The following is a 23,434-nucleotide window of genomic DNA, read 5'->3' on the forward strand; positions in this document are numbered from 1 at the left end:
CAACATAAATTAATTATAAAATATAGTAATATAGATATATTATAAGGAGGTAAATATGAGTAAAATAAATTTTGATGATAAATTATATAATATTTTAAATGGTAATGAAAAACTTTTACAGTTTTTTATTAATAATGGTTTTGACCAATTAAAGAACGAAAAAATGTTACAAACAATGGGAAAAATGGTTTCTTTAAATATGGCTTTAAAAGTTAGAGGAATAAACAAAGAAGCTTTTGAAGAAAAATTAAATATGTTTTTAAATGATGAACATAGTGCTGTTGATAAATCATTAGTCGAAGAGAAAGAACTAAAAGGAGATGTAATAGTTAAAGGAGTATTACCATGTCCATTAAAAATTCCTATTCTAGAGGCATTTGATAAATTTATTGAAGATCAAAAGAATAATGGGTTAGATATTGGTTATGAATTAAAATCAGCAAACTTAGGAATTGATTGGATTGAATCAGATATAAATTCTAAAGATATTGATAAAGTAGCTGATATTATGATTTCAGCTGGTTTTGAACTATTTTTTGATAAAGAAAAATTTTAAGAGTTCTTTAAAAATGATAGTTTTTATGTTGAACCAAGAGAATTTAATAAAGATTTTGATAATGAAAAAATTTGTTTAAAAGATCCAAAGAATATATATGATATTATAGCTGTAGTTCCATGTGTATTTTTAGTAAACGAAAATAATCTTAATGGAAAAAAAATACCAACTTCATGGGAAGAATTATTATTTAGTGGAAACTATAATGATAGTGTAGCTATACCATTATCAGATTTAGATATGTTTAATGCATTAGTTGTAACTATTTTCTCAAAATGGGGAATAGAAGGAATCAAAGCATTAGCAAAAGTATATAAAAAGAGCTTACATCCTGCTGAGATGGTAAAGAAAAAAGGAGATTCGAAAAATAATCCTATAGTTAGTATTACACCGTATTTCTTTACACAAATGGTTTCTAGAAGCTCAGCATTAAAGGTTGTTTGGCCTAAAGATGGAGCTATAGTAAGTCCTGTATTTATAATGACAAAAAAAGATAATGAAAAAGCTAAAACTGTAGTAGAATTCTTTAAAAATAGTAGTGTTGGTAAAATACTTTCATCAAATGGTAAATTTCCAACTACTGTTAAAGGTGTAGATAATTTATTAGAAGATAATAATGGATTTTTATTCTGTGGATGGGATTATATTCATAACAATGATATAGTAAAAATTATGAAAGAATCTGAAAAATTATTTAATGAAGAAATTTTAAAATAGAGGTTAATATGAATTTAGTAGTAGTATCTGGTCCTCCTTCATCAGGAAAGACTAGTGTTATAGTAAAAACAATCGAAAATCTAAAAAATAGAGGAATTAAAGCGGGTGTAGTAAAATTTGACTGTTTGTATACAGATGATGATTTAATCTACGAAAAAAATAACATATTAGTTAGAAAAGGGCTTTCAGGTGCTTTATGTCCAGATCATTTTTTTGTATCCAATATAGAAGAAGTTGTACAATGGGGAATTAGTAATGATTTAGACATTTTAATTACTGAATCTGCTGGACTTTGTAATAGATGTTCCCCTTATATAAAAAATATTAAAGCTGTTTGTGTTATTGATAATCTTTCAGGAATTAATACACCTAAAAAAATTGGTCCAATGCTAAAAAGTGCAGATTATGTAGTTATAACGAAAGGTGATATAGTATCACAAGCTGAAAGAGAAGTATTTTCTTCAAGGGTAGCTTCTGTAAATCCAAGTGCAATTGTTATGAATATTAATGGGCTTACTGGTCAAGGAACATATGAATTAAGTACTTTATTATTTGATGAAGATAATTCAATTAGTACAGTAAATGGAATGGAATTAAAATTTGCAATGCCAACTGCTTTATGTTCTTACTGTTTAGGAGAAAAGAAAATAGGTGCAAAATATCAAATGGGAAATATTAAAAAAATGAAATTGGAGGATAGAAATGCATAATTTAAAAATTAAAGAATTAATAGAAAAATATCCTTTTGTTGAAGTTTTCTTTGAAGAAAATAATTTTGATATTTCAAATAGTAAACATTTGTCATTTGCAGAATATTTACATTCTTATTCAGAAGATGATAAAGAAGAGTTAGCAATTGATGAAAATTTACTTTGTGAATCACTTAATATCTATATAAATCAGATGAAAAGTTTTTTAGGATTAGAAGATAATGAAGTAAACTCCATTACTTTACTTGCTGGAACAGATAAATTTGGTAATAAGGAAAATTACGATGAATTTATAGTAAATAAATCAGAAATAATTTCAATAGTTGGTCCAACAGGAAGTGGAAAGTCAAGACTATTAGGAGATATTGAATGGGTAGCAGATAGAGATACTCCTACTAATAGAAAAATTTTAATAAATGGGAAAGATGCTGATAAAAAATGGAGATTAAGTGCTAATAATAAATTAGTTTCCCAACTTTCTCAAAATATGAATTTTGTTATGGACTTAACAGCATATGAGTTTATAGAACTTCATGCAAAAAGTAGAATGGTTGAAAATGAAGAAGAAATAATTAATAAAATAATTGCTGAAGCAAATAAACTTGCTGGAGAAAAATTCGACTTAAATACACCAATAACTTCATTGAGTGGAGGCCAGTCAAGAGCATTAATGATTGCTGATACAGCAATTTTAAGTTCATCACCGATTGTTTTAATTGATGAAATTGAAAATGCAGGAATTGATAGAAAAAAAGCGTTAGATTTATTAGTAAGTGAAAATAAAATAGTTTTAATGGCAACGCATGATCCAATATTAGCTTTAATCGCTGATAAAAGAATTGTAATAAATAATGGAGCTATAGTTGCAATACATGAAACTACTAATGAGGAAAAGAAATTACTTTTAGATCTTGAGAAAATGGATAATGTTATTCAAGATTTAAGAAAAGAATTAAGATATGGCAATTCACTTTCCAATTTTGAAATAACATTATAAAACTATTGAATTTTTTAAAAGGAGAAATTTTAATTTCTCCTTTTATATTGCAAAAAATGTGGTATAATAAACATGTCTTTACACATTTTATAAAGATATAATTTTTATTGAGAGGAATTTTATGTTTGAACTTTTATCTCCGGCAGGTTCTATGGAATCCTTGAAAGCCGGAATTCAAAATGGAGCAGATGCCATTTATTTAGGTGGTAGCAGTTTTGGAGCAAGAGCCGCTGCAACAAACTTTGACAATGATGAGCTTATAGAAGCTGTAAAATATGCAAAACTTAGGAATGTAAATATATTTGTTACGGTTAATACATCTATTAAAGAAACTGAAATTGAAGAATTGATTTCTTATACGGATTTTTTATATAAAATTGGTGTGGATGCAATTATTTTGTCAGATATTGGAATTGCAGAAGTTTTAAGAAAAAGATATCCAAATATGGAACTTCATGCATCAACTCAAATATCTGCACATTCTTTAAATGATGTTTTAGAATTAAAACAAGTTGGATTTGATAGAGTGGTTATTGCAAGGGAGCTTAGTATAGAAGAAATTAAGGAAATTTGTGATAATGTTGATATAGACATTGAGGTATTTATTCATGGAGCTATTTGTGTAAGTTATTCAGGTCAATGTCTTATGAGTTCAATGCTTGGAGACCGTTCTGGAAATAGAGGTCGTTGTGCTCAACCTTGTAGGCAAAGTTACAAATTAATAAATAAAACAACTGGGAAAATTATTAATGTAAATGGAAATTATTTGCTAAGTCCAAAAGATTTATGTAGTATAGAAAATATTGAAAAAATATTGGATACAGGTATAAAATCCTTAAAAATTGAAGGAAGAATGAAAAGACCTGAATATGTTGCAGTTGTTACATCAAGATATAGAAAAGCTATAGATAATTATATAAATAATAAAATTACAACTGATAAAAAGACATTAAAAGAAGATTTAGAAGCAATTTTTAATAGAAAATTTACTTCAGGATATCTAATGAGCAAAAATGGTTCTGATATTATCAATTTGGATAAGCCAAATAATGTTGGAGTTAAAGTAGGTGAAGTTTTAAGTTTTAATCCCAAAAAGAACAAATTGAAAATAAAATTATCCGGCAAACTTTCAAAAGGAGACGGGATTAATTTAGGTGGAGGAAATATTGGCAGAATCATTAAAGACGGAGAAATTTTCGACTGTGGAGTAGCAGGAGACATTGTTGAAATAGATTTTATCAAGAATATAAAACCTAAAACACCGGTTTACAAAACATCAGATAAACAATTGGTTGATAATGCTAATAAATCATTTAAAGAAGGGATTGAAAATATAAAGATAAATTTAAAATGTGAAATTTTTATTAAAGTAGGTTATAAAGTAAAATTTAATTTGGAAGATATTGAAATTTTTTCTGATGAAATAATAGAAAAAGCAAATAACAAGGAAGCTGAAATAGATAAAATTATTGAAAAATTATCTAAAACCGGTGGAACACCTTATAATTTTGTTTTTAATAATATTTTTGTTGATAAAAATGCATTTATACCAGTTTCGGTATTAAATAATCTTAGAAGAAAAGCAATAGAAAAATATGAAGAGTATAGATTGGATTTATCAGTAAAAAGAATTATTTATCCTTATGAGGATTATAGCTATCTAAAAGGAGAAAAAGTCTTTAATGGAAAAATTACATTAAAAGTACATAATAATTCTCAATTGGATAAAATTTTAGAAAATCCAAATATATCAGAGTTTGTAAAAGAAATTTATACCGAAGATTTTACTTTACTTGAAAAATATTATAGTAAATTTAAAACTCTTGGGATAAATATAATTTACAGTTCTTTGGGTGTTATAAGAAATGAAGAGTATTATGTGTTAGAAAAATATTTATCCAAAATAAATAGCGATATTTTTAATAAAGTTCAAATATCAACCTGGGGTTCAAAAAACTTTTTTAAATCAAAATTTGGCACAAAAAAATTCAATATAGATACATATTTTAATATCTATAATTCATATTCGTTGAAATTCTTTGAAAAATATTTTGACGCAGAAGATATAACAATTTCACAGGAAATAAATAAATTTGAAATAAAAAATCTATTGGATAAATCAAAAGAAAGAAATTCAAATGTTGATATGATAATTTATGGCCACACAAGATCAATGCTTACAGAATACTGTGCAATGGGAGTTTTAACAAAGGATTGTCACAAAGATAGACGTTGTTCAGAATGTGCAAGAAGCGATTATATATTAAAAGATAATGAAAATAGAGAATTTAGATTATTTCAAGATATATTTTGTAGAACAGAAATTAGAAATCATTTAACTCTAGATTTAAGAGAAAATATAAAAGAAATATTTGAATTAGGAATTGATAGAGTAAGACTAGATTTTACCTATGAAAATTCAGATATGGTTTATAGTATTTTGAAAGAGTGTATTAATTTTTTAAAATATCAAAAAATAATAAAAAATAGTAGTGCATTTAAAGGTCATTATGTAAATTCGGTTAATTAGTAAAAAGTAGTATTATTATATACTACTTTTTTATTAAAAATATACTTATAATTTAAAAAATTATTAAAAACATTGAAAAACAGATAGATATTTGATAAAATAAAGGTTAAGATGAAATTATACATTTTAAAATTAATTAATTTATATATGTATTAATAGCTTTAATGTTTTGTTAATAAATAGGGAAGTGTATATGAAAAAAGGAGATATTATTGTTATATTTTGTTTAGTTGTTATTTTTTCTTTTTCGTTAGTTTTAATAAATAAGAGTTTTATAACAACTACAGATAAATATATAAGTGTACAAGTAAATGGTGAAGAAATTAAGCAAATAACATTCAGTAAAGAAAAGAAAGTTTATCCTATAAGAACTACATTTGGTATTAATATTTTAGAGGTTAATGAAGATGGTATAAGAGTAATTGAGGCAAATTGTCCGGATAAACTAGATGTAAAATTTGGAAGAATAGACAAAGTTGGACAAGCTATTATTTGTATTCCAAATAGATTAGTTATACAAATAAAATCAAGACAAAATAATGATTTGGATGTGGTAAATTAATGAATACAAAAAAAATTAATTTAATTTCACTATTCGTTTCAGTTGCTTTAATTGTATCATTACTAGAAACCTATATTCCTATACCAATTCCAAATGTTAGATTAGGATTATCAAATATAATTATAATAAATTCTATACTATTATTTGGTTTTAAAGAAACATTTTTTATTTCATTTTTAAAAGCAGTTTTACTAGTACTAATTCTAGGGAATCCTATAAGTTTTATTTATAATTTTTCTGCAGGATTTTCAAGTATGGTTGTTATGTATTTAGTAAACAAGTTTTTTAATAAATACTTAAGTTTAATAGGAATTAGTGTCTTAGGATCTATTACTTATATTATCATTCAAATTTTAGTTTCTATGGTACTTTTAAATTCTATAACTTTAATAAATTTTATTCCATTACTAGGTATAATCGGAATATGTACAGGTATTTTAGTTGGAATTATTTCTAATTATATGTATAAGATTTTAAGAGGTAATTATGTTAAACTATAATTATGATGAGTTTTTGAAAGATTTAGACAAATTTTTAAATGAAGAAAAACAAAAGAAAATAAATAATGAGATTAGAGAAGAAAGTCATTCTTATAATGAGAAAATTATTGGTGAAGTTAGTAGTGTAAAAAATATAAAATATGATGATATAGACTCTTTTACAATATCTATAAGAGATTTAGAAGAAACTGAAAAGCCGAGAGAAAAACTTTATAAATTTGGCCCTGAAACTTTGACTGAATATGAACTTTTGGCAATATTATTGGGGAGTGGTTCAAAAAAAGAAGATGTTCTGAATCTTTCAAAAAAATTATGGATTTTCATGAAAAAATTTCATAGAATAAGTGAAATAACGATTAATGATTTAATGAAAATAGATGGTATAGGATTATCTAAAGCTTGTACTATAATTTCAGCATTGGAGTTTTTTAAAAGAATAAATTTAAAAGAGTGTGTTGATAATTTTTCCATTGGATCTCCAAAAAGCGTTGCTGATATTTTTATGAATATTTTAAAAGATGAAATGAAAGAACATTTTTATGTTCTTGTACTAGATACAAAAAATAAGATTTTTTCTTGGGATGAGATATCTCGAGGAGATTTAAATTCATCAATTGTACATCCTAGAGAAGTATTTAAGTATGCTTTAAGCAAAGGAGCAAATAGTATAATATGTTTACATAATCACCCAAGTGGTGATCCAACACCTAGTACACAAGATTTAGAAATAACAAAAAGATTAGAAGATGTTGGGGATTTAGTCGGAATAAAATTATTAGATCATATTATAATAGGATATAATAAATATATAAGTTTAAAAGAAAAAGGATTAATGATATAAGAGAGGTAGAAAAATGAGTTTTTCGTGGATTTTAGGGGAAGATTTAACTTTAGATTTAGGAACATCCAATACACTTATATACTCTAAAAGAAAAGACGGTAAAATTATTGAGCCTTCTGTGGTAGCTGTGGATTTAAATAATTATGAAATTGTTGCAGTTGGTGAAAAAGCGAAGAGTATGGAAGGTAAAACTCCAGATAATATAATAACATTAGCACCAATTAAAGGTGGGAAAATTATAAATTTTGAGATTGCTCAAGTAATGTTAACAAATTTACTTAAAAAAGCAAAATCAAGTTTTTCTGTTTTTCATCCTAAAGTATACATTGCTATATCAAGTGGAATTTCAGAAGTAGACAGAAGAGCAATTGAAGATTGTGTTATATATTCTGGAGCTAGAAGCGTAGAATTCATTCCTAGTGCAGTAGCTTCTGCTATTGGAATGGGTCTTCCTGCATTAGAACCATCAGGTAGTATTGTAGCTAATGTTGGTGGAGGTACAGTAGATGTTTCTTTAGTAAGTTTAGGTGGGGTTGTAGCATCAAAATTTGTTGATATTGGTGGAGATTCAATAGATTTTGATATTATTAATATAGTAAAAAATAAGTATGAACTAATGATAGACAAAGAAACTGCAGAATTTATAAAAATTAATCTAGCATCATTCATAACTAGTAATATTACAAATAATCTTTCTATATTTGGAAGAGATATAAATACTGGAATGCCGAGGAATGCTGTTATATATGGTAAAGATATAACTTCATCTTTATTTCCTTTATTTAATGCTGTTGCGGATGCTATTAAGGTTATACTAGAGAGAACGCCACCTTCAATGACAGGAAATGTTTTAAGAAATGGAATCTACTTAACAGGTGGTTGTTCTAAAATAAATGGTTGTGTAGAATATTTACAGAATGAATTAAGAGTAGCAATAAATGTAACAGAAAACCCATTAACTTGTACATGTTCAGGAGCAAGAATACTAGCTAATAGTATTAAAGCTAAAAATAATAGGAGAAAAAATAATGAATAGATTTAGAAATATTAAATCACGTAAAAAGAAGATTTCTTTTTTTACAACTATAATAATTTTAAGTTCTATAATTTTTTTTAGTAGTAATTCTTCTATTATGAATATAGGAGAAAATGCAATAGGAACTGTAACAAGTTCAATTACAAGAATTGTTTATTCTTCAATCGCAAGTTCAAAAGAAGTATTTACAAAAATTTTTGGTTCTAAATCTATAAGAGAAGAGAATGAAAAGTTAAAAATTGAAAACGCAGAGCTTAAAGAAAAAAATGTTAATATGGAAAATATTATTGCTAAAGAAGATTTTTTAAAAAATGAATACAATCTCTACTTAAAAAATAAAGAGAGTCTTTTAAGTGCAAATGTTATAGCATTAGATTCTAATAGTTTATTGATTAGATTTAATATCAATAAAGGAAGTAAAGATGGAGTAAAAGTTGGAGACATTATTGTTCAAGGGACTGTAGGAGAAGATGAAAATACTTATATTAAAGCAGTTGTCGGAAAAGTTATTGAAGTTGGCTATAATTGGAGTAAAGTATCAAGTTTAGTTGACTCTTCAAGTAATGTATCTTTTAATGTTGTTAGAACTCAATCCTATGGTGCAATAAATGGTCAAGAAAATAATCTATTATCTGGATTTATGTATAAATCAGATGCAGATATAATTGTAGGAGATAAATTAGTTACATCTGGAAGAGGAGGAATTTTTCCTTCTGACCTTTATATAGGTGAAGTAACTGAAGTTAAATCTTCCGAAAATAATTTAGAGAAAAAAATAAGTGTAAAGTCACCAGTAGATTTTACAACATTATTTAGAGTCTTTGTAATTAGAGGAAATGGTGATGGCAATGAATAGATTAAAAGTAGTATTAATGTTTTTTGCAAGTATTATGATACAAACTGCTATTTTACCAAACTTTAGTATTTTTAACTCTAAAGCAAATCTCAGTTTAGCTCTTGTTGTTGCAATTGGAATGAATTATGGCTCTTATATTTCAGGTTATTCTGGAATTATTCTAGGTTTTTTTGAAGATATTTTATTTTCGAAATTAATTGGTATAAGAGCATTAATATATTATATGATAGGTTTTATAGTTGGATATAATGAAGATTCTCTTAATAAAGGTGATATTCGTTCAGGTTCAATAATTACAGTTGTAGCAACGTTGTTTTATTGGATAATGAATACTATAATTTACATGTTTTTTGAAAATTATTCTTCAACTGTACTTATAAATTATATTAAAGGCCCTATATTTTTAGAGTTAATTTTTAATGTATTGTTGTATTTAATCTGTAATTATATTTTACGAAAAGTATTTAAAAAGAAAAAATTCAGATTTTAGATAGTAGGTAATAATATGAAAATTTTTGATAAGAATAAATTAGAAGAAATTAATGATAGACAATTAAGATATAGAATTGTTTATTCTATTTTCTTTATATTGATGTCTTTACTTGTTTTAAAGTTATTTCATTTGACTATTATAAATGGAGATGATTATAGAAATAAAGCTGATAATAATAGGCTTAAAGATGTAAAAATAACAGCTCCTAGAGGTAATATTTACGATAAAAATGGAAAATTATTAGCCGGTGTAAAAACTAGCCCAGCAGTACAAATCTTAAAAGATGAATACAGCAGATTAAGTAAAGATGAAAAAATTAGTAAAATTGAAGAATTAATAACAATATTGAATAAAGATGGTGCGAGTTGGGATACTGATGATTATTTTTTAGGTATCAACTATTTCGTATATACTTCGGATACAGATTATTTTACAGAATTAAAATCACCAAAAGAGAAAGTTTTAGATATTATTTTGGAAAATAATCTTGTAGAAGATATTTTGAGACTAAAAATAGAAAAAAATTCATCATCTAAATTTTCATTCTATATAATAAAAAAAGTAATAAGAGATTTACAACTTAAAGGTATCTATGTTCCAACAGATTTTTTTGATGTTGATACTGGTGAAATTTCTTTTTCAAAAGGAACAAACTACGATGAATATGCTAAAGATAAGGATTTATCAAAAGGTATTTATTCACATGTTGCTAGTTTGGTTAAAGATGATAAATCAATTATAAGAAAGATATTAGACCAACCATTAGCTAGAAAATTAGTATTTGATGAATTGAAAAGTAGAAATTTACTATCAAATATAGAATTAAATTCATTGATTGACTTAAATAAGTATAATCTTTTATTAATCAAATCTGAGTTAAATAAACAGAATTCAAAAGTAACCTTAGATACTAGTGCAAAAGATGATTTTTATAATATGGTTAGGAAATTTAGCATAGATAAATTATTGAGTTTTGTTAAAGTTGATAAAAATGGAAAAAAGATTATTCCAGCTCAAATTTTATTAAAAATTTTAGAAGATAAAAATATAGAATCTAATGTAGAATATACTATAGTTAAAGATGAAAAAGATAAAGAAACATTACAATTCAATTATAAGGATAATAGTGATAAAAAGGAAGTTGAACCTTTAACATATTTAATTTCAATTGCAGAAGAAAATGATTTACTTTATGACTTTGTATTATCTGATGATATAAAATTAATTGCTCAAGAAGTTAATACTGAAAATAATATTATTCTAAGAATTTCTATTACAAATAAGTCATTTGATTATGTTTATAATATTAATAGGACTGAGATTAAAAATAGATATAAGATTAAAGATGATTATACTGCAGAAAGTCTATTTGAAACTTTAAAGAAAACATATAATATTGAAAATTTAGATGATTATCTAACTTATAGTTTTCTTGTAATCAATAGAAAAGTTGAATTGCAAGGGGATAAAGCTTATATTCCTATTACATTAACTTATGGTATTTCTGAGCCATGTATTTCAAATATTAAGGAAAAATTTGAAAATAATAATGGATTTACTGTTTCAATGGAGCCTATTCGATATTATCCTAATGGTGAATTAGCAGCACATATTTTGGGATATATTGGAAAAATATCACAACAAGATGAGATAGAAAAATATAGTAAAGAAAAAGGATATTCTTCTGATAGTTTTATTGGTAAAACAGGAGTAGAGGAAAGTCAAGAAGTTTCACTTAAAGGACAAGATGGATTCAAAAAAGTAATGGTAGACAACAGAGGAAATAGAACTGAAACTATTTCTGAAACAGAAGCTATACCTGGTAAAAATGTATACTTATCAATAGATGTAAATCTCCAGAAGATAGCAGAAGAATCTTTAAAGAGAACATTAGAGTCTATAAGAAACGCAAGCGAGTATAAAAGTAAATGGGGTAGTTATACACCACATGAAAGTCATCCAAATGCAACAAGTGGAGCAGTAGTAGTTATAGATGTTAAAACGGGAAAAGTATTAGCTCTTGCTAGTTATCCATCTTATGATCCAAATCTTTTTGTAACAGGAATTTCAAATAGTGATTGGATTAGTTTATTTCCTGAAGATCCAAGAGACTTTTTAGCTCCAAGACCTTTATATAATATTGCAACGCAAAGTATTTCACAACCAGGATCTACGTTTAAACTTGCTACAGCTTTATCTGCACTAGAAAAGGGTCTAGATCCTAATGAGATTATAAACTGTCAAGGAGTAATGGATGTTGGAGACACAAAATTTGGATGTTGGATTTGGAATCAGTATAAAAAGACGCATGGATATGAAAATTTAAGAACAGCACTTAGAGATAGTTGTAACTACTATTTTTATGCATTAGCATTAGGAGAAAATCCAAAATCGAATCAGAAAACAGGAATAAAGTTAACAATTGAAGATCTCTCTAAGACAGTTAAAGAATTAGGACTTGGAGAAAGAACTGGTATTGAAATTAATATTCCAAAAGAAAGTAAAGGTGTTGTTCCCGATTCAACTACTAAAAAGTCTTTAACTAAAGTTATGCTAAAGTTAAGATTGGAAAAAGAAATAGACAAATATATTCAAGATGGTAAATCAAAAGAAGATTATGATTTTACTAAAATAATAGATACTATTGTTAATTGGACTGAAGAAGAAACTGTTTTATCAAGAACAGAAGTTATAAAAAGATTAGAGGATATGCAATTAAAAGCTACTGAAATTATAGGAAATTCTAAATCTACTTTAGCTGATATGATAAAATTTGACTACTTAAATCAAGCTTCTTGGTCAAATGCAGACTCATTAAATACAGTAATTGGTCAAGGACAAAATGCGTATACGCCAATACAAATGGCTAGACTAATGGCTATGATTGCAAATGGTGGACAAAAAATCAAAACTTCGGTTATCGAAAAAATTGTAAGTTATGATAACAAAACAGTTTCTTTTCAAAATAATCCTGAAACTGAGAAAACAACCTTTAATCCGCAAAATTTAAAGTATATTTTAGAAGGTATGAATATGGCTTCTAAAACATCTGAAAATAATAAAATATTTAAAAATTTACCAGTAGAAATAGGGACAAAAACAGGTACTGCTCAAAAAAGTGGAACAAATCCAGTTACAGGGCAAGCATACGATAATTATGCATGGACTGTTTCTTTTGCGCCATATAATAACCCTGAAATTGCTATAGCTACAGTAATTTTTCAAGGTGGTGCTGGTGCATATTGTGGACCTATAGTCAGAGATATTATAGGTCAATATTTGGATAATAAAACAGAATCAGGAGAGAATGTTCAGTCAGACAAACAAAATGACAATAATTCAGAAAATAATGATAATTTAGTTGGAGATTAGTCTAAAAAGTATTGTAATTTTAGTTATTATGATATATAATGTACTAGACTAAATAATTTAGGAGGGTTTTATATGAAACTTAAAAAGACTTTCGCTGCTCTTTTAGTAGGCGCGATGATTTTAACAGGTTGTTCTTCTTCACCTAAGGAAACAAAAGAAACAAAAACAGAAGAAAAAAAAGAAAGTACTAAAAAACCAATCAAGTACGCAATGGTTACTGATACTGGTGGTGTAAATGACCAATCATTTAACCAATCTGCCTTTGAAGGATTAAAAGATTTGGAAAAAGAAGGTATAATCGAAAAAGCAAGTTATGTTGAAAGCAAGCAAGCTTCAGATTACAAAACAAACTTAGAAACATTGTTAGATACTAAGTATGACTTAATTGCTGGTATAGGATTTGCATTAGCAAAAGACATTGAAGCTGCTGCAAAAGCAAATCCAGATCAAAAATATGTAATCATTGACTCTGCTTTTGAAAATACTCCAAAAAACTTAATTGGAACAATTTTTGCAGACAATGAAAATTCATTCTTAGTTGGATATTTAGCTGGAACATTAACTACTTCAAATAAAGTAGGATTTATTGGAGGTATTACATCTCCATTAATTAAAAAATTTGAAGCAGGATTTAGAGCAGGTGTTGAATTAGCAGCTAAAGATAATAATAAAACTGTAGAGGTAGTTGCTCAATATGCTGAAAGTTTTGGAGACGCTACTAAAGGTAAAGCAATAGCTAATAGTATGTACTCATCAGGAGTTGATATGATTTTCCATGCTTCAGGTGGAACAGGAAATGGAGTTATTGAATCTGCAAAGGAAAATAATAAATTTGTTTTTGGGGTAGATAGAGACCAATCATACTTAGCACCTGAAAATGTAGTAGCTTCTACAATTAAAAAAGTAAACGAAGCTATTAAGAGTGTTGGTAAAGATTTATATGAAGGAAAATTCAGAGGTGGAGAAACAATTGAATTTTCACTAAAAACTAATGGTGTTGATATTGCTTATGGAAAAGAAGATCAATTAAAGATTAAAATCCCTAATGAATTAAAGCAAAAAATTGAAGAGTTAAAGAAAAGTATAGCTGATGGTAAAATTACTGTACCAACAGAAGTTAAATAGTTTTTATTAAAAGGAAGCAAAAGCTTCCTTTTTTTATTTAAATTAAATTTTTTATATTTACCTTTTGTTCCTAATATTATATAATATTAATATTAAATAATATTAAGGAGAGTATCATATGAAAAATGAACTAATACTTGTTGTTGATTTTGGAGGACAATATAATCAATTAATTGCTAGAAGAGTTAGAGATCTTAATGTATATTGTGAAGTAATTCCTTATAATAGAGCACTTATTGAAGTAAAAATAAAAAAACCAATTGGAATAATTTTTACTGGTGGGCCAAATAGTGTTTACGATGAAAATGCGCCAAAAATTGAAAAAGAAATTTTTGAGTTAGATATTCCTATTTTAGGTTTATGCTATGGTATGCAATTAATTTCTAAAACATTTGGTGGAGTTGTTGAAAAAGCTGACAAAAAGGAATTTGGAAAAACTTTGTGCATCAAAGATAAAAATTCAAAACTTATTTCAAATATGAAATCTGAAACAACTGTTTGGATGAGTCATCAAGATCAAGTTGTAAAACTTCCCGAAGGATTTGACTGTATTCAACATACTGATACATGTCCTTATGCTGGAATAGAAAATGAAGAAAAGAAAATTTATGCAGTTCAATATCATCCTGAAGTTAATCATTCAGAAGAAGGTAAGGAACTAATAAAGTCATTCCTTTATGATATTTGTAATGCAAGTGGTGATTGGACAATGCATAATTTTATGAATGAACAAATTAAAAAAATTAAAGATACCGTTGGAGATAAAAAAGTACTTTTAGCTCTTTCTGGCGGTGTTGATTCTTCTGTTTGTGCATCATTATTATCTAAATCAATCGGGAATCAATTAACTTGTGTATTTGTTGATACTGGTCTTATGAGGAAAAATGAAGGTGATGAAGTAGAAGAAGCTTTTAAAAATGATGAATTAAATTTTGTAAGAGTAAATGCAAAAGACAGATTTTTAGAAAAGCTAAAAGGAGTAACTGATCCTGAACAAAAAAGAAAAATAATTGGAGAAGAATTTATTAGAGTCTTCGAAGATGAGGCTAAAAAAATTGGTCAAGTAGATTATTTAGCACAAGGAACAATATATCCAGATGTTATTGAATCTGGACTTGGAGATGCAAAAGTTATAAAATCACATCACAATGTAGGTGGACTTCCAGATGTTGTAGATTTTAAAGACTTAATAGAACCTTTAAGAGACTTATTTAAAGATGAAGTAAGAAGATTAGGTTTAGAACTTAAAATGCCTGAATACTTAGTTTTCAGACAACCATTCCCAGGACCAGGTTTAGGAATAAGAGTAATGGGAGAAGTAACAGAAGAAAAATTGGAAATCTTAAGAAATGCCGACGCAATATTTAGAGAAGAAATTGCAAAGGCTGGAGAAGATAAAAATATAAGTCAATATTTTGCAGTTATAACAAATAACAAAACAGTTGGAGTAATGGGAGACTTTAGAACATATGACTACACTCTAGCGTTAAGAGGAGTTACAACAACAGACTTTATGACAGCTGATTGGGCAAGAATTCCATATGAAGTATTGGACAGAGTTTCCGTAAGAATAGTAAATGAAGTAGAAAATATAAATAGAATTGTCTATGACATAACAAGCAAACCACCAGCAACAATCGAGTGGGAATAATATAAAAAAATTTTTTGAGAAAAATTAATGGATATTAGTAAAGATAGAATTCGTATTAGAAATTCTGTTATAACAGATTGTGGGCAACTTGCTGAATGGTGGAATGATGGTAAAGTTATGGCTCATGCTGGATTTCCAAATGGATTAGGTATAACTTTAGATAAAATCAAGAGACAAATTTTACAAGAAAGTGATGAGAATGGACGCACACTTATAATTGAATATGATAATATGCCAATAGGAGAAATGAATTACCGAAATATACAAGATTACAAAGTAGAAATTGGCATTAAAATATGTAATCCTAACTATCATGAAAAAGGACTAGGGAGAGTGATTTTAAGTCTTTTTATAAAAGAGCTGTTTACTATGGGTTTTAAAGTGATTATTTTAGATACTAATGTTAAGAATAAAAGGGCTCAGCATATTTACGAACTATTAGGATTTAAAAAAATAAGAATTAATTCTGATTCCTGGAAAGATCAATTAGGAAATTTACAGTCATCTATTGATTATAAATTAATAGAAGATAATTTTAATGATTATTCTTAAAGTATAAAAATTAAATTGTATTAATAGAAATAATATAGAGAAAATTAATAAAATTTTCTCTTTTATTCATTTTTCGCTTGACTAATTAATATTTTGAAGAAACAAAAAGGCGGTGATAGAATGAGAATACTTTTAGCTGAGGATGAAAAAAGGATGGCAAGGGCACTTGTAGAATTGTTGAAGCAAGAGAAATATGATGTAGATCATATGGAGGATGGAGATTCTGCACTTATGGCTCTAGAAAGTGGAATCTATGATGTTGCCGTACTTGATGTTATGATGCCGGAAATAAATGGATTTGAAGTTGCAAGAAGAGCGAGAAAAAATGGGATTAAGACTCCAATTCTTATGTTAACAGCAAAGAGTCAATTAGATGATAAAGTTGAAGGGCTTGATAGTGGTGCTGATGATTATTTAACAAAACCATTTCAAACTAAAGAACTATTAGCTAGGATTCGTGCATTGGGAAGACGTTCTTCTTCATTTCAAAAAGATATTTTGAATTATGGAGATCTTACTATAGATAAAGCAACAGCAATGTTAAATTGTGCTACTACAGGTCAAAATGTTAGATTAAGCGAAAAAGAGTTGAGAATTTTAGAGTTTATGTTTAATAATAATGGACAAATTATGACTAGAGAACAACTAGCAGTAAAGATATGGGGATTTGAAAGTGAGGCTGAATATAATAATGTGGAAGTATACATGTCATTTACAAGAAAGAAACTTGCATTTGTTGGCTCAAAAGTTGAAATTAAAGCAGTTCGTGGACTTGGATATGAATTGAGGGAAAAAGATGTTTAGTAAATCAAGGAAAAAGATAATATTATCAATTATGAGTTCAATTATTATCTTATTTTCTTTAACTTTGTCTGTTATTTTGTTTGCTAGTTTTAGAGAGATTAGACAAAAAAACTTAGATATGTTAGAACGATATGTTGAGGATTATTCCGTAGATAATAAAGAACAAAATAGAAATAATAAAGATTTTGAATTAAAAAAAAATCCAAATAAAAATTCAGATTATCAATTGTCAACTTTTTATTTGGTTGCTATTTCAAACAATGGTTCAATACTTGCTGTAGATAATGGAAATAAAGAGTTGTATAACAATGATGAACTTACACAGATTGCAAAGAGAGTTTTGGAAGAGAAAAAACATTCAGGAAGAAATAGTAATTTATCTTATGTTGTAAAAGATAAGGATGGATATACTCTTGTTGCATTTATGGATAATACTGTTTCTGAAGCTGGATTAAGAACTATGCTTCGATATGTTTTGATTGTAGGATTTACTTCAATTATAGGAATATTTTTAATATCATTACCATTATCAAAACGTATTATAAAACCACTAGAAGAAAATAATCGAAAACATAAACAATTTATATCAGATGCTGGTCATGAATTAAAAACTCCAGTTGCAATTATAGGAACAAACACAGAATTACTTTGTCGAGAAATCGGTAATAATGAATGGCTTGAAAATATAAAATATGAAAATGGGCGAATGGGTATTCTTATAAAACAACTTTTAGATTTATCACACGCAGAAGATGTGATTGTTTCTATGGAAAATATAAATTTTTCTAGGATTATTATAGGAGAAATACTAGCTTTTGAAAGCTATTCTTTTGAGAAGGGAAAAGAATTTATAATAGATATTGATGAAGAAGTGCATTTAATAGGAAATCAAACACAACTTAAACAACTTATATCTATCTTGTTAGATAATGCTATAAACTATTCTTCAGGAAAAGATATTAATATCAATTTTAAAAGAAAGAATAACACTATTGAATTAAATGTAATAAATGATAGTTATGAAATTCCACAAGAAAAACTTAATCATATTTTTGATCGATTCTATAGAGTTGATGAAGTTAGAAATAGTGAAGATTTACATTATGGGATAGGTCTATCTATCGCAAAAGCTATTATCGAAAAACATGGTGGAAATATAGAGGTTTTAACAAAAAATGGGAAATTTAAACTTATTATTAAATTTTTTATAAAAAATTAAAAATTTCAATCTTATTTCAATAAAACTGATTTATAATAAGCTCATAAAAGATAAGGAGGTAAATATTATGAAAAAGTTTAGAAATAAGAAATTAATAAGTTTGGTTGCGATTTTATTAGCAACAGCTTGTAGCTTTGGGTTATATACCTATAATATATAAACATCAACAAACAACACTGAAGAGAAAGTAAAAAATAAAAATGGTACTCCACCTGATGGTGGTGGAGGTCCAGGAGGTGGTCCTCCAGGACAAAGTAGTTCAGATATTACTTATACTGGAGCAGTAGAGATTTCTTCTAGTGAAACTCAAACAGATAAAACTTACTCAAGTACAAGTAGTGATGAGAATGCTCTGCTTATAAAAACATCAGAAGAAGTTACAATCAATAATCCAACAGTTACAAAATCTGGAGATTCTGATGGTGGAGATAATAGTAATTTCTATGGATTGAATGCAGGTATTTTAGTTAAAGATGGGTCTAAGACAACTATAACAGGTGGTACTATTAATACTAGTGCAAATGGTGCTAACGGAGTTTTCAGTTATGGAGGAAATGGTGGAAATAATGATGCTGAAGGTGATGGAACTACAGTAACTATTCGTAATACCAAGATAGTAACAACAGGTGGAGGATCAGGTGGTATTATGACTACGGGTGGTGGTACAACTTATGCTTATGACTTAGATATTACTACTAGTGGTCAATCATCAGCTGCAATAAGAACTGACAGAGGTGGTGGAACAGTAGTTGTTGATGGAGGAACATATACTTCTAATGGTTTAGGTTCTCCTGCAATTTATTCTACTGCTGATATTACAGTATCAAATTCAACATTAACTTCAAATCTTTCAGAAGGAGTTTGTATTGAAGGGTTAAATTCAATTACTTTGAATAATTCTAATTTAACTGCAAATAACACAAAAAGAAATGGAAATGCAAAGTTTTTAGATAGTATAATGATTTACCAATCAATGTCTGGTGATGCTGCAAGTGGTACAAGCAAATTTACTATGAATGGTGGAAGTCTAACTAGTAAAAGTGGACATGTATTTCATGTAACTAATACTAATTCAATTATTACATTAAAAGATGTAAAAATTGATAATCAAGATTCAGAAAATATTTTGTTAACTGTATGTGCTGATGGATGGAGTGGAGGAAGTAATATTGCAACATTAAAAGCCTCCTCACAAAAACTTACAGGAGCAATTAAGGTTGGTAGCGATTCAAGTCTTACACTAGAAATATCTGATAATTCTACTTTTGATGGTTATATAGATGGAAAAATAACAAATGCAGAAGGTAGTTCTGTATCAACAGATGTAGGAAAAGTATTTGTAACACTTGATAGTTCTAGTACATGGACATTAACTGGAGATAGTTATGTTTCAGAATTTAATGGAAATCCTGAAAATGTAATAAGTAATGGATATACTTTATATGTTAATGGAGTTGCATTAACTGGTGTTAAATAAAATACTAGTTTAGTACTAAGGTTAGGGAGTAAAGTTTAATAGTACTCCTTAACTTTTTTATTGCATTTTTTATTTTTTACTTTCTAATCTTAGTTACTAAACTCAAAAAAGTAAGAGAATCATCGTTAAGATTAAAGATAGACAAACCATTTTTTTCGTGTTTTTGACATAAATTCTCAATTTTTTTAGTGATACAACTACAATAAAAATGGTCTTAATATTTTAAAAATTTTAGTAAAATAAGTTGAAATTTAAAGGTAGATATGATAACATATAAATCAGGATGGATTAAAAATATCTGTCCTAAAAAATATTTATAAGTAATATATTTTATATAGATTAAGAGAATCCATACACAAAATTATTCACTCATTTTAGGAGAATGAGCAGTATGATGCTTTATTGATTTTGTTAAAATTATAGTTTAATTTTTTACATTTTTTAATGTTATTTATTAGCTTAATTTTAACATTATATAGTAATTCTTTAATTTTAAAAGATAACAAGAGTTACTTCAAAAGTCTACTGTATCACTCTTTTTAGCAATATGTTTTAAATACAACTAGGAGGATATTATGAAAGAATTCTGGTCTTATGATTTGGATGATATATTAAAACGATTAAAAACTAATAAATTCGGATTATCAAGTAAAGAAGCAGAAGAAAGAATTGATAAATATGGACAAAATATTTTTGAAGAAAAGAACTCATCTTCAAATTTAAGCATATTCATAAATCAATTCAAAAATCCTATAATTATGATATTAATTTTTGCAGCAATATTATCTATTTTTTTAAAAGATTATTCTGATGGTATTATCATACTAATCATTATTATAATTTCTGCATTTTTGAGTTATAGTCATGAAAGTAAAGCTAATAATGCAGTAAAAAAACTCCTTTCTTCTGTAAGCGTAAAATCTTCTGTTTTGAGAGATGGAAAATTTGAAGAAATAGACAATGCGATGTTGGCAATAGGGGATATAATAAATATAAAAACTGGTGATATGATTCCAGCTGACTGTCTACTTATAGAAGAAAATTCACTTTCAATGGATGAATCAAGTTTAACTGGCGAAACTTTTCCCGTTGAAAAAATTATACAAAAGTTACCTTGCAATACGGGACTTTCTGATAGGAAAAATTCACTTTGGATGGGGACTCATGTCATAAGTGGATCAGGTATGGCAGTAATAGTAAATCTAGCTAAAGATTCAGAGTTTGGAAAAATTACTTTATCTTTGAATAAAAAAGATTCTGATACAGACTTTGAAAAAGGCATAAGAGATTTTGGTAACTTGATACTTCATGTTACAACTTTATTAATTGGTATTATATTCTTATTTAATATAATTCTGAATAAATCTTTTTTAGAATCTTTTATGTTTGCATTAGCTCTTTCAGTAGGATTAACTCCTCAAATGCTACCTGCTATTATAAGCGTAAACTTATCACATGGTGCCAAGAGAATGTCAGAACAAGGTGTTATAGTAAAGAAATTAAATGCCATTGAAAACTTCGGTTCAATGACTGTAATGTGTTCTGATAAAACAGGAACTATCACTCAAGGAAGAGTAAAGCTTGATTCTGCTTTAGATTGTAATGGTGAAAAATCAGATAATGTAAGCAAATTAGCATCCATAAATTCATATTTTCAAGAAGGATATACGAATCCTATTGACCAATCTATTTTAGAAGCAAATAAAAATGATTTTTCTAAATATGAAAAAATATTTGAAATACCTTACTCTTTTGAAAGTAAGCTTTTAAGTATAGCTGTAAAAACTGAGCTAGATTTTGATGGTAGAAATATAATGGTTACAAAAGGAGCATTAACAAGCATACTGAATATATGCAAAACTTATGAAAAATCAGATAAGAGTAGTGGAGATATTGAAGAAGTTAGGACACATATATTAGATTTATTTGATAAATATTCAAGTCAAGGTTATAGAATTTTAGGACTTGCCTATAAATTTATAGAAGATGATATAGAAACTAAAAATCAAAGAGCTGAAGATATGGTATTTGTAGGTCTATTACTATTTATGGATCCATTAAAAGACGATATAAAAGATGTTGTTGCCGAAATGAATAGATTGGGAGTTTCTCTAAAAATGATTACAGGAGATAACAGTCTTATAGCTAAAAATATAGGTAGTCAAATTGGACTTAATCCTGAAAAGATTTTATTAGGAGAAGAACTGGATTCATATTCTATAAGTCAGCTTAACAAGAAAGTTTTAGATATAGATATTTTTGCTGAAATAAGTCCTAATCAAAAAGAAAAAATAATTATGGCATATAAACAGGCAGGAGAAATAGTAGGATATATGGGAGATGGTATTAATGATTCTCCTGCCATAAAGCAAGCAGACGTTGGAGTATCTGTAAATACCGCTGCTGATACAGCTAAAGATGCAGCTTCTATAGTACTATTACAAAATAGTTTAAAGGTGTTGGTATCAGGCATAAGTGAAGGTAGAAGGACATTTATTAATACTTTAAAATATATATTTGTAGCCACAAGTGCAAATTTTGGTAATATGTTTTCAATGGCAGGAGCAAGTTTGTTTTTGAGTTTTTTACCTTTATTGCCTAAGCAAATTCTTTTAACAAATCTACTAACAGATTTTCCTTCACTACAAATTGCTTCAGATTCTGTTGATGAAGATTGGTTAAAGAGTCCTGTTAAATGGGATACAAAGTTTATAAAGAAGTTTATGATTCTTTTTGGAATTATTTCTTCAGTGTTTGACTATATAACTTTTGCACTATTACTCTTTACTTTTAAGGCCGATGAAAGATTATTTCATACTGGATGGTTATTAGAGTCTATTATTTCTGCTATGGTGGTAATGCTTATTGTTAGAACAGCAAGGCCGGTTTTTGCTAGTAAACCAAGCAATAAATTGTTGATTGCTATAAGTGGAGTAGCTGTGGTTTTGTTTGTGATTGTATATAGCCCAATAAGTTCATATTTAGGATTAATAGCTCTACCTATTAAGGTATTGATATCTTTGCTTGGCGTTTCATTACTATACGCATTAACAGCTGAGATATTAAAAAAATTTTTCTATAAATATAATTCATTTTCTAGAAAATAATGTAGTAAAAATAGTGGAGAGTTTTTCTCCATTATTTTTTTGATTAAGTAATATTAATTTTGTGATATAATAGTATTAAACTATTTTAGATATAAAGTCAGTAGTTAAAAATTGTACAGAGAGTGAAGTGATGGAAACTAAATGTATAAAAGATAATTTTGTTCCTATTTTTATAGAGCTTTTATTTGTAGTGTCGTGTTTTATTGTAGAAAAACAATTTTATATTTATACAAGTAATTTTAACAGTAGTATTTATTTCTATTGCATTTTACTTTACTATTATTTTAGAAAATATATTTCCTAATCTTAGTAAGTAATGATTTTATTGA

Annotated in this window: 18 protein-coding genes and 1 pseudogene; all 19 read left to right on the top strand. The window is 27.1% G+C overall.

Annotated features, from left to right (window positions below; translation table 11 throughout):
* Positions 1 to 55: 55 nt before the first annotated feature.
* A complete protein-coding gene (locus tag LW893_RS01955) occupies positions 56 to 556 on the top strand; it encodes a DUF1858 domain-containing protein (protein ID WP_233055543.1) in 501 nt (166 codons plus the stop codon).
* A 42-nt stretch (positions 557 to 598) separates the two neighbouring features.
* Positions 599 to 1,273, top strand: a pseudogene (locus tag LW893_RS01960) (ABC transporter substrate-binding protein); the annotation flags it as partial.
* Positions 1,274 to 1,281: 8 nt separating this feature from the next.
* The gene (locus LW893_RS01965; RefSeq protein ID WP_233055544.1) at positions 1,282 to 1,983 is read left to right on the top strand and encodes a GTP-binding protein; all 702 of its coding nucleotides are present in this window, start codon (positions 1,282 to 1,284) and stop codon (positions 1,981 to 1,983) included.
* Complete coding sequence (locus LW893_RS01970; RefSeq protein WP_233055545.1) at positions 1,976 to 2,980, top strand: ATP-binding cassette domain-containing protein; 1,005 nt, start codon at positions 1,976 to 1,978, stop codon at positions 2,978 to 2,980. The genes LW893_RS01965 and LW893_RS01970 overlap by 8 nt, the downstream gene beginning before the upstream one ends.
* A 121-nt stretch (positions 2,981 to 3,101) precedes the next feature.
* Positions 3,102 to 5,510 (top strand): U32 family peptidase, encoded by a 2,409-nt coding sequence (locus LW893_RS01975; RefSeq protein WP_233055546.1) that lies wholly within the window; start codon positions 3,102 to 3,104, stop codon positions 5,508 to 5,510.
* A gap of 193 nt (positions 5,511 to 5,703) precedes the next feature.
* Positions 5,704 to 6,072 (top strand): NusG domain II-containing protein, encoded by a 369-nt coding sequence (locus tag LW893_RS01980; protein WP_233055547.1) that lies wholly within the window; start codon positions 5,704 to 5,706, stop codon positions 6,070 to 6,072.
* Complete coding sequence (locus tag LW893_RS01985; protein WP_233055548.1) at positions 6,072 to 6,572, top strand: Gx transporter family protein; 501 nt, start codon at positions 6,072 to 6,074, stop codon at positions 6,570 to 6,572. Before LW893_RS01980 ends, LW893_RS01985 begins: the two co-directional genes overlap by 1 nt.
* On the top strand, positions 6,559 to 7,413 hold the full coding sequence (radC, locus tag LW893_RS01990) for a RadC family protein (protein WP_233055549.1): 855 nt from the start codon (positions 6,559 to 6,561) through the stop codon (positions 7,411 to 7,413). Before LW893_RS01985 ends, radC begins: the two co-directional genes overlap by 14 nt.
* Positions 7,414 to 7,426: 13 nt before the next feature.
* On the top strand, positions 7,427 to 8,449 hold the full coding sequence (locus tag LW893_RS01995) for a rod shape-determining protein (RefSeq protein ID WP_233055550.1): 1,023 nt from the start codon (positions 7,427 to 7,429) through the stop codon (positions 8,447 to 8,449).
* Complete coding sequence (mreC, locus tag LW893_RS02000; protein WP_233055551.1) at positions 8,442 to 9,305, top strand: rod shape-determining protein MreC; 864 nt, start codon at positions 8,442 to 8,444, stop codon at positions 9,303 to 9,305. Before LW893_RS01995 ends, mreC begins: the two co-directional genes overlap by 8 nt.
* Positions 9,298 to 9,795, top strand: coding sequence for a rod shape-determining protein MreD (mreD, locus tag LW893_RS02005; RefSeq protein WP_233055552.1), 498 nt, complete (start codon positions 9,298 to 9,300; stop codon positions 9,793 to 9,795). The genes mreC and mreD overlap by 8 nt, the downstream gene beginning before the upstream one ends.
* 15 nt (positions 9,796 to 9,810) lie before the next feature.
* Positions 9,811 to 13,170 (top strand): penicillin-binding transpeptidase domain-containing protein, encoded by a 3,360-nt coding sequence (locus tag LW893_RS02010; RefSeq protein WP_233055553.1) that lies wholly within the window; start codon positions 9,811 to 9,813, stop codon positions 13,168 to 13,170.
* A gap of 72 nt (positions 13,171 to 13,242) precedes the next feature.
* On the top strand, positions 13,243 to 14,295 hold the full coding sequence (locus LW893_RS02015; protein ID WP_233055554.1) for a BMP family ABC transporter substrate-binding protein: 1,053 nt from the start codon (positions 13,243 to 13,245) through the stop codon (positions 14,293 to 14,295).
* Positions 14,296 to 14,413: 118 nt separating this feature from the next.
* Positions 14,414 to 15,946: a glutamine-hydrolyzing GMP synthase gene (gene guaA, locus LW893_RS02020; protein ID WP_233055555.1), complete on the top strand. Its 1,533-nt coding sequence runs from the start codon at positions 14,414 to 14,416 to the stop codon at positions 15,944 to 15,946.
* 27 nt (positions 15,947 to 15,973) lie between these two features.
* On the top strand, positions 15,974 to 16,498 hold the full coding sequence (locus LW893_RS02025) for a GNAT family N-acetyltransferase (protein WP_233055556.1): 525 nt from the start codon (positions 15,974 to 15,976) through the stop codon (positions 16,496 to 16,498).
* Between the two features lie 120 nt (positions 16,499 to 16,618).
* The gene (locus LW893_RS02030; protein ID WP_233055557.1) at positions 16,619 to 17,302 is read left to right on the top strand and encodes a response regulator transcription factor; all 684 of its coding nucleotides are present in this window, start codon (positions 16,619 to 16,621) and stop codon (positions 17,300 to 17,302) included.
* Complete coding sequence (locus tag LW893_RS02035) at positions 17,295 to 18,521, top strand: sensor histidine kinase (RefSeq protein WP_233055558.1); 1,227 nt, start codon at positions 17,295 to 17,297, stop codon at positions 18,519 to 18,521. Before LW893_RS02030 ends, LW893_RS02035 begins: the two co-directional genes overlap by 8 nt.
* Positions 18,522 to 18,969: 448 nt before the next feature.
* Positions 18,970 to 19,998, top strand: a complete 1,029-nt coding sequence (locus tag LW893_RS02040) for a hypothetical protein (RefSeq protein WP_233055559.1) — start codon at positions 18,970 to 18,972, stop codon at positions 19,996 to 19,998.
* A gap of 575 nt (positions 19,999 to 20,573) precedes the next feature.
* A complete protein-coding gene (gene mgtA, locus LW893_RS02045) occupies positions 20,574 to 23,105 on the top strand; it encodes a magnesium-translocating P-type ATPase (RefSeq protein WP_233055560.1) in 2,532 nt (843 codons plus the stop codon).
* Positions 23,106 to 23,434 lie beyond the last annotated feature (329 nt).

Source organism: Parvimonas micra (genome assembly GCF_021300775.1).
In the GTDB taxonomy this organism is placed as follows: Bacteria; Bacillota; Clostridia; order Tissierellales; family Peptoniphilaceae; genus Parvimonas.

Coding starts and splice junctions, on each gene's coding strand:
- LW893_RS02025 (WP_233055556.1), top strand. CDS start 15,974: ATGGATATTAGTAAAGATAGAATTCGTATTAGAAATTCTGTTATAACA.
- LW893_RS02030 (WP_233055557.1), top strand. CDS start 16,619: ATGAGAATACTTTTAGCTGAGGATGAAAAAAGGATGGCAAGGGCACTT.
- radC (WP_233055549.1), top strand. CDS start 6,559: ATGTTAAACTATAATTATGATGAGTTTTTGAAAGATTTAGACAAATTT.
- LW893_RS01995 (WP_233055550.1), top strand. CDS start 7,427: ATGAGTTTTTCGTGGATTTTAGGGGAAGATTTAACTTTAGATTTAGGA.
- mreD (WP_233055552.1), top strand. CDS start 9,298: ATGAATAGATTAAAAGTAGTATTAATGTTTTTTGCAAGTATTATGATA.
- mreC (WP_233055551.1), top strand. CDS start 8,442: ATGAATAGATTTAGAAATATTAAATCACGTAAAAAGAAGATTTCTTTT.
- guaA (WP_233055555.1), top strand. CDS start 14,414: ATGAAAAATGAACTAATACTTGTTGTTGATTTTGGAGGACAATATAAT.
- LW893_RS02010 (WP_233055553.1), top strand. CDS start 9,811: ATGAAAATTTTTGATAAGAATAAATTAGAAGAAATTAATGATAGACAA.
- LW893_RS01955 (WP_233055543.1), top strand. CDS start 56: ATGAGTAAAATAAATTTTGATGATAAATTATATAATATTTTAAATGGT.
- LW893_RS02035 (WP_233055558.1), top strand. CDS start 17,295: ATGTTTAGTAAATCAAGGAAAAAGATAATATTATCAATTATGAGTTCA.
- LW893_RS01970 (WP_233055545.1), top strand. CDS start 1,976: ATGCATAATTTAAAAATTAAAGAATTAATAGAAAAATATCCTTTTGTT.
- LW893_RS02015 (WP_233055554.1), top strand. CDS start 13,243: ATGAAACTTAAAAAGACTTTCGCTGCTCTTTTAGTAGGCGCGATGATT.
- LW893_RS01980 (WP_233055547.1), top strand. CDS start 5,704: ATGAAAAAAGGAGATATTATTGTTATATTTTGTTTAGTTGTTATTTTT.
- LW893_RS01965 (WP_233055544.1), top strand. CDS start 1,282: ATGAATTTAGTAGTAGTATCTGGTCCTCCTTCATCAGGAAAGACTAGT.
- LW893_RS01975 (WP_233055546.1), top strand. CDS start 3,102: ATGTTTGAACTTTTATCTCCGGCAGGTTCTATGGAATCCTTGAAAGCC.
- mgtA (WP_233055560.1), top strand. CDS start 20,574: ATGAAAGAATTCTGGTCTTATGATTTGGATGATATATTAAAACGATTA.
- LW893_RS01985 (WP_233055548.1), top strand. CDS start 6,072: ATGAATACAAAAAAAATTAATTTAATTTCACTATTCGTTTCAGTTGCT.